General features: G+C 71.3%; 12 protein-coding genes. 5 read left to right on the top strand and 7 right to left on the bottom strand.

What is annotated here, in order from left to right:
- Positions 1-2: 2 nt before the first annotated feature.
- Genes ACGFJ7_RS43955 through ACGFJ7_RS43945 form a run of 3 tightly spaced genes read right to left on the bottom strand, consistent with a single transcriptional unit; the run spans position 3 to position 4,565 of the window.
- Positions 3-1,214: a hypothetical protein gene (locus tag ACGFJ7_RS43955; protein ID WP_360248101.1), complete on the bottom strand. Its 1,212-nt coding sequence runs from the start codon at positions 1,212-1,214 to the stop codon at positions 3-5.
- Between the two features lie 34 nt (positions 1,215-1,248).
- On the bottom strand, positions 1,249-2,931 hold the full coding sequence (locus tag ACGFJ7_RS43950) for a GTPase (protein ID WP_360248103.1): 1,683 nt from the start codon (positions 2,929-2,931) through the stop codon (positions 1,249-1,251).
- A complete protein-coding gene (locus tag ACGFJ7_RS43945; RefSeq protein ID WP_360248339.1) occupies positions 2,928-4,565 on the bottom strand; it encodes a GTPase domain-containing protein in 1,638 nt (545 codons plus the stop codon). Before ACGFJ7_RS43945 ends, ACGFJ7_RS43950 begins: the two co-directional genes overlap by 4 nt.
- A 483-nt stretch (positions 4,566-5,048) precedes the next feature.
- On the opposite strand from ACGFJ7_RS43945, the gene dnaK reads away from it, so the two are divergent.
- From dnaK to ACGFJ7_RS43925, 4 genes are all read left to right on the top strand, one after another.
- Positions 5,049-6,935 carry a molecular chaperone DnaK gene (dnaK, locus tag ACGFJ7_RS43940; protein ID WP_360248105.1) on the top strand — a complete coding sequence of 629 codons (1,887 nt, stop codon included), beginning with the start codon at positions 5,049-5,051 and terminating at the stop codon, positions 6,933-6,935.
- Positions 6,932-7,549, top strand: coding sequence for a nucleotide exchange factor GrpE (gene grpE / locus ACGFJ7_RS43935; protein WP_360248107.1), 618 nt, complete (start codon positions 6,932-6,934; stop codon positions 7,547-7,549). Before dnaK ends, grpE begins: the two co-directional genes overlap by 4 nt.
- A gap of 70 nt (positions 7,550-7,619) precedes the next feature.
- Entirely contained in the window at positions 7,620-8,819 is a 1,200-nt protein-coding gene (dnaJ, locus tag ACGFJ7_RS43930; protein WP_392648186.1) for a molecular chaperone DnaJ, read from the top strand.
- A gap of 22 nt (positions 8,820-8,841) precedes the next feature.
- On the top strand, positions 8,842-9,276 hold the full coding sequence (locus ACGFJ7_RS43925; RefSeq protein ID WP_360248111.1) for a heat shock protein transcriptional repressor HspR: 435 nt from the start codon (positions 8,842-8,844) through the stop codon (positions 9,274-9,276).
- A 31-nt stretch (positions 9,277-9,307) separates the two neighbouring features.
- Here the strand turns inward: ACGFJ7_RS43925 and ACGFJ7_RS43920 are convergent, their stop codons facing one another.
- From ACGFJ7_RS43920 to ACGFJ7_RS43905, 4 genes are all read right to left on the bottom strand, one after another.
- Entirely contained in the window at positions 9,308-9,754 is a 447-nt protein-coding gene (locus tag ACGFJ7_RS43920; RefSeq protein WP_360248113.1) for a hypothetical protein, read from the bottom strand.
- A 102-nt stretch (positions 9,755-9,856) separates the two neighbouring features.
- On the bottom strand, positions 9,857-11,059 hold the full coding sequence (locus ACGFJ7_RS43915) for a cation:proton antiporter (protein ID WP_392648183.1): 1,203 nt from the start codon (positions 11,057-11,059) through the stop codon (positions 9,857-9,859).
- Between the two features lie 8 nt (positions 11,060-11,067).
- Positions 11,068-11,565, bottom strand: coding sequence for a cation:proton antiporter regulatory subunit (locus tag ACGFJ7_RS43910; protein ID WP_360248116.1), 498 nt, complete (start codon positions 11,563-11,565; stop codon positions 11,068-11,070).
- Between the two features lie 2 nt (positions 11,566-11,567).
- Positions 11,568-12,764, bottom strand: coding sequence for a sugar efflux transporter (locus tag ACGFJ7_RS43905; RefSeq protein ID WP_360248118.1), 1,197 nt, complete (start codon positions 12,762-12,764; stop codon positions 11,568-11,570).
- 119 nt (positions 12,765-12,883) lie between these two features.
- On the opposite strand from ACGFJ7_RS43905, the gene clpB reads away from it, so the two are divergent.
- On the top strand, positions 12,884-15,475 hold the full coding sequence (gene clpB, locus ACGFJ7_RS43900) for an ATP-dependent chaperone ClpB (RefSeq protein ID WP_360248120.1): 2,592 nt from the start codon (positions 12,884-12,886) through the stop codon (positions 15,473-15,475).
- The last annotated feature ends 152 nt before the right edge of the window (positions 15,476-15,627 follow it).

Raw genomic sequence — 15,627 nt, 5'->3', positions numbered from 1 at the left:
GGTCAGTTCCCGTCGAGGCGGTGGCGGTTGGCCTCGATCCAGGCGTCGATGGCGTCCGTGTCGTTCGGGTCGACGCCCTCGGAGATCAGCTGGGCCACCGCCGCCGTGGCGGGGCTGCGCCGCTCACCCGTCGCGTAGAGCCGGGCGAACTCCGGGATCATCTCCTCGACGACCTCGTCGGTCTGTGTGGCCGCCGACTCGGGCAGGTCTCGGCGCCGGGTCGCGTAGGCCGACCAGGCGCGGGCCACCCGGGGCAGCATCGCGGCGTCGTCCATGTCGAGGACCGCGCGCCGGTGCACCCAGTCGAGCAGGAACAGGCCGGCCACCGCCGGGCTCCAGCGCAGCGGATCGGGCTCGGGCAGGCTCGCCGCGTGGTCGAGGATCAGGCTGATGCAGAAATGCAGCGAGGCCAGCTCGTCGTCGGCCGTGATCCGGTCCAGGCCGAAGCGGGCCGCCTCGGGGGACGCCAGGAAGTCGCGCACCAGGTCGTGACCGCCCGACGCCGCCGGCTCGGTCAGCGGCGGCGTGGTGGCCGGCGGCAGCAGCGCCAGCCGGGCCGCGGCCAGCGCCCGGTCGGTGGCGAGCGAGCCCTCGGCGGGCAGGTCGGTCAGCTCGTCGGTGATCTCCAGGTGGCGGCTGACCTCGCCGCGCAGCCGGCCCGGGTCCTCCTCACGGAACCAGGTCAGCTCGTCGTCGGCGCACATCTGGCGTACCTGGTCGAGGATGCGTTCGGCCGACGTGCCGACGAAGATGTCCTTGGTGATGCCGATGTTGTGGTCGACCAGGGCCACGACCGCGTGCTCGGGGCCGCCCTCGTCGGTGTCCTCATAGGCGTACGTGACCAGGTAGGACGTCTGATCGCCGTACACGTCGCCGTAGGCGTAGCACCCGGTGGGCCGCACGCGCCCCAGCTGCGTCACCCACGACGGCGCCTGCGCGCCGCGCCGCACCTGGTCGGCGCCCGCGGCGTCGGGCACCAGGGCCGCGAAGACCTCGCGGATCGTGGTGGCCGCGGCGGTGCGCCGGCGGGCGGTGGCGGCGAGGAAGTCGGTGACGAAGGCGCGCACAGCGGAGGCCCTGTCCTCGACCGCCACGGAGTAGACACTGCCGAGCAGGGCGGTGCCCAGCATCTCGGCGTCCAGCGCGCAGTCGAGCTTCGCCACGTCGCGGGCCGCGTGCAGGACCGCTTCGTACGGAGTCTGAGGTGCCGGCATGTCGCGAGCGTACCCGTGACCGGGGCCACCCGCGTTATTCAGAACGCACCGCGGTGAGAGCTTCACGCGCTTGTGCGTACGCGTTGAGCACCTCACGGACCGGAGCGACCACATACTCCCGGGCGACCTCGGTGATCGACTGACGCAGTCGCTGCTCCGCCTTTTTCCGGGCGCGTCTCGATCCCCACTCGACGATCGGCTTGAGGACCAGCCACAACAGAACCCCGGCGAGCAGTCCGCCGAGGAGCAGCGCGGTCGGGACGGGGACCGCGCCGAGCTTCGGATTGTGCAGCTCGGGCAGGCCGAGGATCCGTACCCCGTAGCCGGCCAGCAGCCAGCCCAGCCCGACGATGGCCGCGCCGACCAGCAGCAGCTGGAGCGCGCCGACGGCACGCCACCACAGCGGAGTCCGGTCCAGGCCGAGTTTGGTCGCCCCGACCGCGCGGTCGAGCGCGTCGGGCAGGTCGGCCGCGCGGGAGCGGGCCGCGTTGTTCAGCGCCGGGGTCCACACCTCGGGCAGCGGGGCCGCCGCCCGGCTGGCCACGGCCCGTACCGAGAGGCCGACAGCCGATTTCTGGGCCGCGTCGGCCTCGGGCAGCGACGTGCGGGGAACGATGTCGGTGGAGACGGCGTCGGTCTCGGTCTCGCTGTCGAGGTGGAGCCGCTTGAGCGGGTCGGGCCGAAGTTTGCGCAGGCCACGTACGAGTGGCCAGCCGGTGGCGGCCGCGGCTCGGTGCCGGTAGGCCGCGGCGGCGGCGTCGGCCGCCGCACCCACGCCGGCCGAGGCCGCGAGCGACTCGGTGAGCTGACGGACCGTGGCCCGGTCGACCTCGTCCTCGGCCGCCGGCGGCCCGATCATGGCCATCAGCGGCTGGCTGACCGCGTCGACGTCGGCCGCCACCCGGCGCAGCGCGGCCTGCTTGCTCGCCACCGTGGTCTCGAGGGCGCCCCGCAGGTCGGCCAGCATGCCGGGCTGCTTGGCCGAGGTGGCCAGCACCGGCGCCGAGCCGAGCCCGTCGTCGTCGAGCAGCCGCTTGAGGTCGGTCAGCACCAGCTCGGTGTCCTGGGTGGACAGCCGGTCGGCCTGGTTGAGCACCACGACCGTCACGTCCGCGTGGGACCGGAACTGGGACAGGTAGGCCTGGTGCAGGATCCGGTCGCCGTACTTCTGCGGGTCGACCACCCAGACGATCTGGTCGACCAGGCCGAGCAGGCGGTCGACCTCGAGCCGGTGCCCACGCTCGACCGAGTCGAAGTCGGGCAGGTCGAGCAGGACCAGCCCGCGCAGGGCGGCCTCGTCGTCGCCGTCCAGCGCGCTCTCCCGGATGAAGCGGTGCCGCGGCAGCACGCCGACCCAGTCGAGCAGCCTGTTCGCCGGCTCCAGCGGGCCCCACACGCAGGCGTGCGCGACGCCGGTGGTCGGCCGGCGGACGCCGACCGGCGACAGTTTGAGCCGGGCCAGCGCGTTGAACAGGCTGGACTTGCCGCTGCCGGTGCTGCCGGCGAGCGCGACCACCGTGTGGTCGCGGGAGAGCGACAGCCGGTTGCCGGCGCGCTCGATCAGCGTGTGTGCCGCGACCAGCTCGCTGTCGGGCAGGTGGGGGTCGACCAGCCGGACGAAGCGGCCCAGGGCCTCGAGCCGCTGGACCAGCCGGTCGGGGTCGACGCGGCCGTCGTCCATGCTGTGTGCGCCTCGCACCTTCTCCACCAGGCTCATGACGCGTTCCCGGTCAACGCGAGCTCCTTACGGGCATCCTCCACCTCGACGGCGGCCGCGCGCAGCTCGGCTCCGGGGTCGGAGGACAGGCCGGCCTCGGTAAGGCGTTCGCTGAAGCGGGCCGCCTCCTGGTCGAGCAGCTCGCCGACGCGCAACATCAGGTCCTCGCGGGCCTGCGTGGCGAGCGTACGGATGGCCTGGTCTCCGAAGATCGCCTCGAGCACCTTCTGCGCCGCCACCGTGGTCGCGGCGCCACTGGCGACCTCGAGCCCGGTGGGGATGAAGGCGGTGGTGGTGAAGACGGCGATCATCACGGCCAGGCCGGCGCCGTTCACCGCGTACGCCGCGCCGCGCGCGACCACCCGCTTCTCCGCGCCCTCGGTGCGCACCAGGCCGAGCACCCACTGCTGCCAGTCGCGGACCAGGCGTTCCGCCCGTTCGGGGAGGTCGGCCGAGGTGCGCTGCAGGCCGGGCTCGAGCAGGGCGGCGCCGGCCGGATGGGCCTGCCAGGCCGCGTACGCCTGCTCGGCGGCGTCGGCCGCGATGGCCCGCAGCAGGGTGACCAGCTGGGACTCGAGCGCGGACTGGAGGTTCCGGCCCGGCAGCGGGCGGCCGGTGAGCGCCGAGACGAGCTTGTCGCGCAGCTGCCCGACCTTGTTCTCGAGCGTCTTGAGGAACTCGCCGGTGCCGACGAACTCCTGCCATCGGGCCAGTACCTCGCCGCGCAGCAGCCGGCCGTCGCGCAGGCCGTCGGTCATCGTCTGCCGCGCGTTGCGGTAGGCGGCGTCGACCCGGTCGTTCAGCGCCTTGGCCGCGCGGGTCTGCTCCTCGGCCGCCTCGGCCAGGCCCTCGACGGCCGGCCCGAGCGCGGTCAGCGCGCCGTCGAGCGTCTGGCGCACGACCGCGGCGCGCGCCGTGGCGTCGGCCGCGAGCTGGCCGAACCAGTCGTGCAGCGGCTTGATCACGTCCTCCGGGATCAGGCCCTGGCCGTCGAGCCGGGTCTCGGGCAGGACGAACAGCGGGGCGCCGCCGAGCTCGCGCACGGCCAGCATGTCGCTCAGGTGGGTGGCGACCTCGCCGGCCGCTTCCGGCGGCACCCGGTCGAGGACCAGGGCGATCACCGTGCCGCGCAGGCGGGCCGTGGTGAGCAGTTCCCAGGGCACGGCGTCGGCGTAGCGCGCGGCCGTCGTGACGAACAGCCACAGATCGGCCGCCGCGAGCAGTTGGGCGGCGAGTTTGCGGTTGAGGTCGACGACCGAGTCGATGTCGGGCGCGTCGAGGAAGGCCAGGCCGGCGCCGAGGCCGGGGGCGGAGACGAGCTGCAGGGTCCGCGCGTCGGTGCTCGACTCGTGGGTGCGCACCAGTCCGGGCAGCAGCTCGCCCTGCCGGAACCAGGGCTGGTCGCCGGGGTTGCTCACCAGGACCGGGGAGCGGGTGGTCGGCCGGAGCACGCCGGCCTGGCTGACCGGGGCCCGGACGATGCTGTTGACCAGTGTCGACTTGCCGGCGCCGGTCGAGCCGCCGACGACCACCAGCAGGGGCGCGTCGAGCCGGGTCAGCCGGGGGATCAGGTAGTCGTCGAGCTGGGCCACGAGAGCCGCGCCGACCCGCTTGGCGTCCTCGGCCGACGGCATGAGCAGCGGGTACGCGGCGGTGTCGATCGCGGCCCGCAGCCGGGTCAGGGCAGCGGCGAGTTTCGCCACAGCCGGCGGCAGCTCGACGGCTGGCGGTTCCCCGGCCGAGGAGGCGGCGGGTTCCGGATGTGGCTGACGGGACACGACGGTTTCCGTACGATCAGAGTGGTCCGCGGCATCGGCGGAAACCGCGCTGGAGCTTGGAAGCGTGGCATCGGACACGGCGGACAGGGCCGACGGACCGACCGCCTCACCGTGCGTCGTCACGGGTAAAGAGTGCCCGATCTATGCAGACAGAACAACAGGTACCGGTATGCCGTGACCGGACAGGTATCTACCGAAGTGCTGGAGCGCGTGTGCAAGCATCGTAGTTGCGCCCGACAGACTCAACTTCGATTTGACGTTGGGCGTACCCGTGGCATCATTGAGTCGGTTCCACTCAACCTTGTTAAGAACCGAGCTCTGTAAGAAGCGAGGAACACCATGGCACGTGCGGTCGGCATCGACCTCGGCACCACGAACTCCTGCGTCAGCGTTCTGGAAGGAGGCGAGCCCACCGTCATCGCCAACGCGGAGGGCTCCCGGACGACGCCGTCCATCGTCGCCTTCGCCCGTAACGGCGAGGTGCTCGTGGGCGAGGTCGCCAAGCGCCAGGCGGTGACGAACCCGGACCGGACCATTCGTTCGGTCAAGCGGGAGGTCGGCACCAACTGGTCGATCGACATCGACGGCAAGAAGTACACCCCGCAGGAGATCTCGGCGCGGGTCCTGATGAAGCTGAAGCGCGACTCCGAGGCGTACCTCGGTGAGACGGTCACCGACGCGGTCATCACCGTGCCGGCGTACTTCAACGACGCACAGCGCCAGGCCACCAAGGAAGCGGGCGAGATCGCCGGCCTCAACGTCCTGCGGATCGTCAACGAGCCCACCGCCGCCGCTCTGGCGTACGGGCTCGACAAGGGCTCCAAGGAGCAGACCGTCCTGGTCTTCGACCTCGGCGGCGGTACGTTCGACGTCTCCCTGCTCGAGCTGGGCGACGGCGTCATCGAGGTGAAGTCGACCTCCGGTGACAACCACCTGGGCGGCGACGACTGGGACCAGCGGATCATCGACCACCTGGTCAAGACGTTCCGCGGTGAGCACGGCATCGACCTCGGCTCGGACAAGATGGCCCTGCAGCGTCTGCGCGAGGCCGCCGAGAAGGCGAAGATCGAGCTGTCCGCCGCCACCACCACCAGCATCAACCTGCCGTACATCACGGCCGGCCCCGACGGCCCGCTGCACCTGGACATGTCGCTGTCGCGCGCCGAGTTCCAGCGCATGACGCAGGACCTGCTCGACCGCTGCAAGGGCCCGTTCGAGTCCGCGATCAAGGACGCCGACGTCAAGCTGGCCGACATCGACCACGTCATCCTGGTCGGCGGCTCGACCCGTATGCCGGCCGTGGCCGAGCTGGTCAAGAGCATGACCGGCCGGGACGCCAACAAGGGCGTCAACCCGGACGAGGTCGTCGCCGTCGGCGCCGCCCTGCAGGCCGGTGTGCTTAAGGGTGAGGTCAAGGACGTCCTGCTGCTCGATGTCACCCCGCTCTCGCTGGGCATCGAGACCAAGGGCGGCATCATGCACAAGCTGGTGGAGCGCAACACCACCATCCCGGCGCACCGCTCCGAGGTCTACACGACGGCCGAGGACAACCAGCCGTCCGTGCTGATCCAGGTCTTCCAGGGCGAGCGCGAGATGGCCGCGTACAACAAGAAGCTCGGCACCTTCGAGCTCAGCGGCATCGCTCCGGCCCCGCGCGGCGTACCGCAGATCGAGGTCTCCTTCGACATCGACGCGAACGGCATCGTGCACGTGTCCGCCAAGGACCTGGGCACGGGCAAGGAGCAGAAGATGACGATCACCGGCGGCTCCGCGCTGCCGAAGGACGACATCGAGCGCATGATGCGCGACGCTCAGGACCACGCGGACGACGACAAGAAGCGCCGCGAGGACGCCGAGGCCCGCAACCTGGCCGAGCAGCTGCAGTGGCAGACCGAGAAGTTCCTGGCCGAGAGCGGCGACAAGCTGCCCGAGGACAGCAAGACCAAGATCGGCGAGGCGCTGGGCGAGCTCCGCGGCGCGCTGGGCGGCACCGACATCGAGAAGATCAAGGCGGCCCACGAGCGTCTCTCGCAGGTCTCCCAGGAGGCCGGCTCGGCCCTCTACTCGCAGGGTGACGCCGCTCAGGCCGCCGCCGGCGCCGGTGCCGCGGGTGACCCGGGCGCGCCGGGTGCCGCTCCGGGTGGCGCCACGACCGGTTCGGCCGGCTCCGCCGGCGGTGCCGACGACGTCGTGGACGCCGAGATCGTGGAGGACGACAAGAAGTGAGTGCCACGGACGACGAGAACGACGGTCAGGCGACCGAGCGGGTCGTCATCCGGGACCGCCGCAAGATCGATCCGAAGGGTGAGGCCGGTGCTCACCGGGCCGAGGACCCGGAGGACGCCGGGGAGACTCCGGAGCCGGCGGCCGAGGCCGCCGATCCGGAGGAGACCAAGCCCGGCCTCGGCGCCGAGCTGGAGGCCCTGCGGAACGACCTGGAGGAGCGGACCCACGACCTGCAGCGCGTGACCGCGGAGTACGCCAACTACCGCAAGCGGGTCGACCGCGACCGGGGTGCGGCGGCCGAGCAGACCACCGGTGCGGTGCTGACCGCCCTGCTGCCGGTGCTGGACGACATCGACCGGGCCCGTGAGCACGGTGACCTGGTCGGTCCGTTCGCCTCGGTGGCCGAGTCGCTGATCACGGCGACCGGCAAGCTCGGGCTGGCCGCCTTCGGCGAGAAGGGCGACGCGTTCGACCCCAACCGCCACGAGGCGGTCGCGCACCAGACGTCCCCGGACGTCACGGAGCCGACCTGTGTCGAGGTCATGCGCCGGGGCTACACGCTCGGCGAGCGGCTGCTGCGGCCGGCTCTGGTCGCGGTGGCCGACCCGGAGTGATCTCTCAGATGTTCGTCCCGCCCACCGCGCCGCGGTGGGCGGGACCTGCCCGTAGGAGGGGGGAGGCGGGATGAGCTCGAAGGACTGGCTCGAAAAGGACTTCTATGCCGTTCTCGGCGTGCCCAAGTCCGCTCCGACCGACGAGATCAAGAAGGCCTACCGGAAGCTCGCCCGGGACCTGCATCCCGACCGCAACCCCGGTAACAAGGAGGCGGAGGAGAAGTTCAAGGCCGCTTCCGAGGCGTACGACGTGCTCTCGGACGACAAGAAGCGCAAAGAGTACGACGAGATGCGCTCGCTGTTCGGTTCCGGCGCGTTCCGGCGCGGCGCCCGTTCCGGCGCCGGCGGTCAGTTCGACCCGTCGGACCTGTTCGGCGGGTTCAGCAACGCGGGCGCGGCCGGTGGCGGCGCCGCGGGTGACCGCCGGTTCGGCGGAGCCGGCTTCTCGGACATATTCAGCTCGATATTCTCGGGCGGTGGGCCTGGTGGTGGCGCCGCCCGACGAGGACCGCGGCGCGGCCGTGATGTCGAGACCGAGGTGACGCTCGAGTTCGCTCAGGCGGTCCGCGGCACGACGCTACCGTTGACGCTGCGTTCAGCCGGCGAGTGCGACACCTGTCATGGCAGCGGGGCCAAGCCGGGCACGTCACCGCGGACCTGTCCGCAGTGCGCGGGCAGCGGCCTGATCTCGCGGAACCAGGGGTCGTTCAGCTTCTCCGAGCCGTGCCGCGAGTGCCAGGGCGCGGGCACGATCGTCGACGAGAAGTGCCCGGAGTGCCGGGGCACGGGCGGGGTCACCAAGGCCCGCACGATAAACGTCCGCTTCCCCGCGGGCGTGGCCGACGGCCAGCGCATCCGGCTCAGCGGCCGGGGCGAGCCGGGCGATCGGGGCGGCCCGGCGGGCGATCTCTACGTGCAGGTCCAGGTGCGACCGGACGAGATCTTCGGTCGTACGGGTGACGATCTCACGCTGTCGGTACCGATCAGCATCGCCGAGGCGGTTCTCGGCACCGATCTGCGAGTGCCGACTCTGGACGGACCCGTCACCATGAGGGTGCCGCCCGGCACGCCGAGCGGCCGGAAACTACGGGCCCGGGGCAAGGGTGTGGCCCGCAAGAACGGACCGCCGGGCGATCTCATCGTCACCGTCGACGTTCAGGTGCCGAGCGAGGTGACCGGGGAAGCCCGGGACGCGCTCGAGCGTTTCGCCAAGCTGACCCCGCCCGCCGGGCGGGAGCGGCTCGAGGCCCGGGTTCGCCGGGGCAGCTAGGACCCGTTGAAGGAGGTGGCACATGCATGAGGAGATCAGCATCTCGGTCGAGCAGGCCTCCGACGCGAAGGTTCTGATCATCTCGGTCGCGGCTCGACTGGCCGGGATGCACCCGCAGACGCTGCGACAGTACGACCGGCTCGGCCTGGTGCAGCCGGGCCGGGCCGGCGGCGGCGGTCGCCGGTACAGCGAGCGGGACGTCGCGTTGCTGCGTGAGGTGCAGAGGCTCAGCCAGGAGGACGGCGTCAACCTGGCCGGCGTGAAGCGGATCATCGGGCTCGAGCAACTCGTCGGTGACCTGCAACAGCGGGTGCAGGAGCTGGAGCAGGAGCTCACCGCCGCGTACGACCGGATCGCCCAGATGGAAAGCCCGTACGGCCGCCGTGACCTGGTGCGCCAGGAAAGGCAGTCGACGGCGCTGGTGGTCTGGCGCCCGCGCCGGGCTTCGGACAGGTAGGAGAGCGCGAGGCGGTCTGGTGAGGGCCGCCTCAGCGCCGGTTGTAGTGGCCGAGCCGCCGGGGCTGGCGGACCAGGCCGCCCTCGATCCAGTCGGAGTAATCGAAGATCTCGGGCCGGCTCATCAGCATGCGGCAGTTGTGCGCCCAGATCTGCATCGGCTCGTCGCCGACCTCGTCGGCGCGCTCCACGAACTTCTTCAGGCGGCGTTTGCGCTGGCCGGTCGCGTTCTGCCGGACGCCGTCGGCGGCGTAGATGTACAGGCAATGCTGCGCGAAGCGCCGGGCCGGGCACTGCCTGTCCATGGCCAGCTCGAACAGGACCGGCGCGAGCACGTCGCCGGAGATGAGCAGGTCCCAGTCGGGTGGCATGGCGTCGAGCGGCACGGCATCAGGGTGGTACGCCCACGCCTGGAGTTCCTCCGGCCGAGGATCGACCGGATTGGCGAACCCGAAGAAAGTCGACTCACGCACTGTCACGCCGCCGCCTGCCAGAAAGTCCCGATAACACGTAGTTGTCGGAGCGGAACGGTAGCGCGCCGACGATGTCCTACGGAAGTGTCACGGCGTCACAATCGGATACTAGTCAGTAGCTTTGAGCACCGGCACCTGCTGAGGGTGCATGCGGCGGCGGACAAAGTTCTTGAACCACTGGTAATCGGGCAGACGCGCGAGCAGCGGACCGGTAACCACCGTGATCAATACGTAGGCCGTCGCGAGCGGGGCGAGCCGCGGTTCCACCCCTGAGGCCACGGCCAGGCCGGCGATGACGATCGAGAACTCGCCGCGCGGCATCAGAGCCAGGCCGGCCCGCAGCCGGCCGGGCAGGGCGATGCCCACCCGCCGCGCCGCCAGGTAGCCGGTGACCACCTTGGTCGCCATGGTCAGCACGGCCAGGCCGAGCGCCGGCAGCAGCACCGGCGGGATCTCGGCCGGGTCGGTGGAGAGCCCGAAGAAGACGAAGAAGACCGCCGCGAACAGGTCGCGCAGCGGCGACAGCATCTGCGTCGCGTGGTGGGCGACCGGTCCGGAGATCGCGATACCGACGAGGAACGCGCCGACCGCCGACGAGACCTTCAGCTCCTCGGCCACGCCCGCCACGAACAGGGTCAGGCCGAGCACGCCGAGCAGCAGCGCCTCCGCGTCCTGAGCCGAGATCAGGGTGCTGATCTGCTTGCCGTACCGAATCGCGACGACCAGCACCGCGACCACCGTGACCACCGCGACCCCCAGTGCCTTGGCCCCGCCGACCAGGCCGACCCCGGCCAGTACGGCGGTGACCAGCGGCAGGTAGAAGGCCATGGCGAGGTCCTCGATGACCAGCACCGAGAGGATCACGGGGGTCTCGCGGTTACCGAGCCGGCCCAGGTCGCCGAGCACCTTGGCGATCACGCCGGAGGACGAGACCCAGGTGATGCCGGCCAGCACCAGGGCGGCCCGCCAGTCCCAGCCCATCAGCAGCGCGAAGCCGGCGCCGGGCAGGGCGTTGAGCAGCGCGTCGATCAGACCGGCGGGCGCGGCCGCGCGGAGGTTGCCGACGAGCTCGCCGGCCGAGTACTCCAGGCCCAGCATGACCAGCAGCAGGATCACGCCGATGGCCGCGCCGACCTCGATGAACTCCTCACTGGCGGAGAGCGGCACCAGGCCGCCGTGCCCGAAGGCGAGACCGGCCAGCAGGTAGAGCGGGATCGGTGACAGGCCGATCCGGCGGCCCAGGCGACCGAGCATTCCGAGCGCGAAGAGGAGCGCTCCTACCTCGATGAGCAGGATCGTGGTGTCGTGCACGCGTGTGCCTAGCCGTCGTTGTCGCCGGCCAGGATGGCGGTGACGCCGTCCAGGCCCTCGCGGGTGCCGACGGCCACGACCACGTCGTTGGGCTCGAAGACGAACGACGGGCCGGGCGAGGCGATCACCTCGCGGTCGCGCATGACGGCGACGATGGACGCCCCGGTGCGGGTGCGCGCGCGGGTGTCGCCCAGCTTGCGGCCGACGAACGGCGATCCGGCGCCCAGGCCGATCTGCTCGGTGAGCAGCCCGGCCGCCTGCTGGCGCAGGCCGGCGAGCTGGCCGAGCATGAGGGAGGCGCCCAGCACGTCGGCCAGGGCCTCGGCCTCGTCGTCGGTGAGCGGAATCGACGCCAGGCACGCGTCGGGATCGTCGACGTCGTACAGGACCAGGTCGCGCCGGCCGTTACGGTGCGAGACCACACCGACCGTCCGTCCCGAGGACGTGACGAGGTCGTGCCGAACGCCTATACCCGGCAGAGGAGTCTGTTCCACCCGTACGCGCACGATCACAACGGTAACAGCGCGTCGGCCCGCCGTTCCGGTGCGGCGACGGCACGTCGCGCGCTGATCAACAGGACCAGCCCGACGGCGCAGAGAACGAGGTTCATGACGTACGCGAGGCGGAAGCCGTACGCCTGGGCCAGGCCGAACGCCGGGGCCGCGAGGATCTGCCCGGTCGTGAAGGTGTTGGTGATCATCGTGGTGGCGCGGCCGGGATGACCCGGCATGAGGTCCTGCATGTACGAGATGCCGAGCCCGCTGATCGCCGCGATGGCGGCCGCGTTGAGCGGCTGGGCCGCCGCCAGCACCCAGATGGAGCCGGCACTGGCCGCGACCGCGTGGTAGGCGATCGCGCAGCACACGCCGATCAGGATCAGCGTCCGCGACGGCACCCGGGTGGTGAGCACGCCGAAGCCGAGCATCAGCGGGATCTCCAGGGCCGCGCACAGGCCCAGGATCAGGCCGGCCGACCGCACCGTGCCGCCCAGGTCGGTGCTGACGTACAGCGGCATCGCCTGCACGGCGAGCGTGCCCGCGGTCTGCACGACGGTGAAGCCGGCGACGATCAGGAACAGCGTCGCCCGGGGCGGGACCGGGGCGATCGCGTCCGGCAGGTCGTGACCGCCGTCGCCGGCGGGCTTGCGGACCTCGGGCAACCAGCGGACCACGATGAGGGCGGTGACCGCGTACATGATCGCGGCCAGCCCGTACGTCCAGCCGAAGCCGTGCCCGGCGAGCACGAGCGCGGCCAGCGGCGGGCCACCGACCCAGGCCACCGAGAACAGCGTGCGCAGCGTGCTGATGCCGAGCGCCGCCTTCTTGGGGTCGCCGCTCTGGAGCACCTGACGGGCGTACGCGAAAGATTGTGGGAAAAGCGTGCCGGCCAGGGCCGTGAGAGTCACGGTGAGCGCGAGCAGCAGCCAGTAGTCGCGGACGACGGCGGTGAGCGCCGTGCCGGCCAGGCCGGCGAGCGCGGCAGTGATGAGCAGTTTGCGGCGGATGGGCCGGCGGTCCGAGACCCGGCCGATCAGCCAGGACACGAGGACGCCGGCGAGCGGGGCGGCGATCAGGAACGCGGTGGTCCGGATCGGTCCCGCGTGTACCGCGTCGCTGAGGAAAAGGGCCAGGTAGGGGCCGACGAACGAGGTCGAGATGCCGACTGCCACGAAGATGAGGGCGAGGGGGAGCAGGCGTTTCGACACGTTGTTTAACGTTACAACGAGTGAGGGGGTGTTCTCTTGGGCTCGTGGTGACGATCACTTGCGGGGCGCGCTAGAGTTGAGTGGCTTACGCTCAAGTCTTGCCTCATCCAGGGGAGCGCATGAACGCCGAACGCCTCACCACCAAGAGCCGCGATGTCATCACGGGGGCGGTCGCCGACGCCGGACGGCGCGGGCACGCCACCGTGGAGCCGTGGCACATGCTGCTTTCGCTTCTCGACACCGGCGGTTCGACCGCGCCGGCCCTTCTGCGCGCGGTGGGGGCGAACCCCGCGGATGTCCGCCGGGTGGCGGCCCGCGCCCTCGAGCAGCTCCCGTCCGCGCGCGGCGCCAGCACGGCCGAGCCCAGCCTGTCGCGCGAGTTCGTCAACGCCATCGGCGAGGCCGAGCTGATCGCCCAGCCGCTCGGCGACGAGTATGTGTCGACCGAGCACCTGCTGGCCGGCCTGGCCCGCGTCGGCGGTGCCGTCGGCCGCGCGCTCAAGGACGTCGGCGCCACCGAGGAGGCCCTGGTCGCCGCGTTCCCGCAGGTCCGCGGCGGCGACCGGCGGGTGACGAACAACGACCCCGAGTCCACCTACAAGGCGCTGGAGAAATACAGCGTCGACCTGACCGCCCAGGCGCGCGAGGGCCGGATCGACCCGGTGATCGGCCGGGACACCGAGATCCGCCGCGTCGTGCAGGTGCTCTCCCGGCGTACCAAGAACAACCCCGTGCTGATCGGCGAGCCCGGCGTCGGCAAGACGGCCATCGTCGAGGGCCTGGCCCAGCGCATCGTGGCCGGCGACGTGCCCGAGACACTGCGCGACAAGAAACTGGTCTCGCTCGACCTCGGCGCGATGGTCGCCGGCGCGCAGTACCGCGGACAGTTCGAGGAGCGGCTCAAGAGCGTCCTCGAGGAGATCCGCAACTCCAACGGCCAGGTCGTCACCTTCCTCGACGAGCTGCACACCGTCGTCGGGGCCGGCAAGGGCGAGGGCTCGATGGACGCCGGCAACATGCTCAAGCCGATGCTGGCCCGCGGCGAGCTGCGCATGGTCGGCGCGACCACCCTCGACGAGTACCGCGAGCACATCGAGAAGGACCCGGCCCTCGAGCGGCGCTTCCAGCCGGTCGTGGTCGGCGAGCCCACCGTCGAGGACACCATCGGCATCCTGCGCGGGCTCAAGGGCCGGTACGAGGCGCACCACCGGGTGCAGATCACCGACGCCGCCCTGGTCGCGGCGGCTTCGCTGTCCGACCGCTACATCAGCGACCGCTTCCTGCCCGACAAGGCGATCGACCTGATCGACGAGGCCGCGTCCCGGCTCCGCATGGAGATCGACTCCCGGCCGGTCGAGCTCGACCAGCTTCAGCGCCAGGTCGACCGCATGCGGGTCGAGAAACTGGCCCTGGAGAAGGAGACCGATCCGGCCTCCCGCGACCGGCTCGGCCGCCTCGAGCGCGACCTGGCCGACCGCGAGGAGGAACTGACCGCGCTGAACGCCCGGTGGGAGCGCGAGCGCGGCGGCCTCAACCGGGTCGGCGAGCTGAAGAAGCGGCTCGACGAGACCAAGGCGTCGCAGGAGCGGGCCCAGCGCGACGGCAACCTGCTCGAGGCGTCGCGGCTGCTCTACGAGGTGATCCCGGCCCTGGAGAAGGAGCTGCGGGCCGCCTCCGAGGCCGACGAGCAGGAGGCCCACGCCGAGCCGCCGATGGTCAAGGAGGAGGTCGGCGCCGACGACATCGCCGAGGTCATCTCCTCGTGGACCGGCATCCCGGCCGGCCGGATGATGGAGGGCGAGACCGCCAAGCTCCTGCGCATGGAGGAGTCACTGCAGGCCAAGGTCATCGGCCAGCGCGAGGCCGTCGCGGCGGTGGCCGGAGCCGTACGCCGTGCGCGCGCCGGCATCGCCGACCCCGACCGCCCGACCGGCAGCTTCCTGTTCCTCGGCCCGACCGGCGTCGGCAAGACCGAGCTGGCCAAGGCCCTCGCCGGGTTCCTCTTCGACGACGAGCGGGCGATGGTCCGCATCGACATGAGCGAGTACGGCGAGAAGCACTCGGTGGCCCGGCTCGTCGGCGCCCCGCCCGGATACGTCGGATACGAGGAGGGCGGGCAGCTCACCGAGGCGGTGCGCCGCCGCCCGTACAGCGTGGTCCTGCTCGATGAAGTGGAAAAGGCCCATCCGGACGTCTTCGACGTGCTGTTGCAGGTGCTCGACGACGGCCGGCTCACGGACGGTCAGGGCCGTACGGTCGACTTCCGCAACGCGATCCTGGTGCTCACCTCCAACCTGGGGTCGCAGACGGCCGACTTCACGATGGGTGACGAGGAGCGGCGCGACGAGGTGCTTGCTGTCGTACGGGCCCACTTCAAGCCGGAGTTCCTCAACCGGCTCGACGACATCGTGGTGTTCCACGCGCTGACCAAGGACGACCTGGCCGCGATCGTCGACATCCAGCTCGGCCGGCTGCGGACCCGGCTGGCCGACCGGCGGCTGACGCTCGACGTGACCTCGCCGGCGGTCGAGTGGCTGGGCGAGCACGGGTACGACCCGATCTACGGCGCGCGGCCGCTGCGGCGGCTGGTGCAGTCGGCGATCGGCGACTCGCTGGCCAAGGCCCTGCTGGCCGGGGAGATCCTCGACGGTGACCGGGTGGTCGTCGACCTGCTCCCCGGCGGGGACGGCTTGACTGTCACACGCGGCTGAACTGTCAGACGCGGCTGAAAGAAAAAGGCCCCGGGGGCATCCCCGGGGCCTTTCGCTTAGGCCGTGTCCTGCCGATCAGTTGATCAGTTCTGGTTGATGTGTCGGGTGTTGGGCGTGGTGAGCTGACGGACAAGGCGTGGGCGGTGATCGAG

It is taken from the genome of Actinoplanes sp. NPDC048988 (assembly GCF_043197815.1).
Lineage (GTDB): Bacteria > Actinomycetota > Actinomycetes > Mycobacteriales > Micromonosporaceae > Actinoplanes.
The sequence above is the reverse complement of the archived record's forward strand: the minus strand, read 5'-3'. Positions and strand labels throughout refer to the sequence as shown.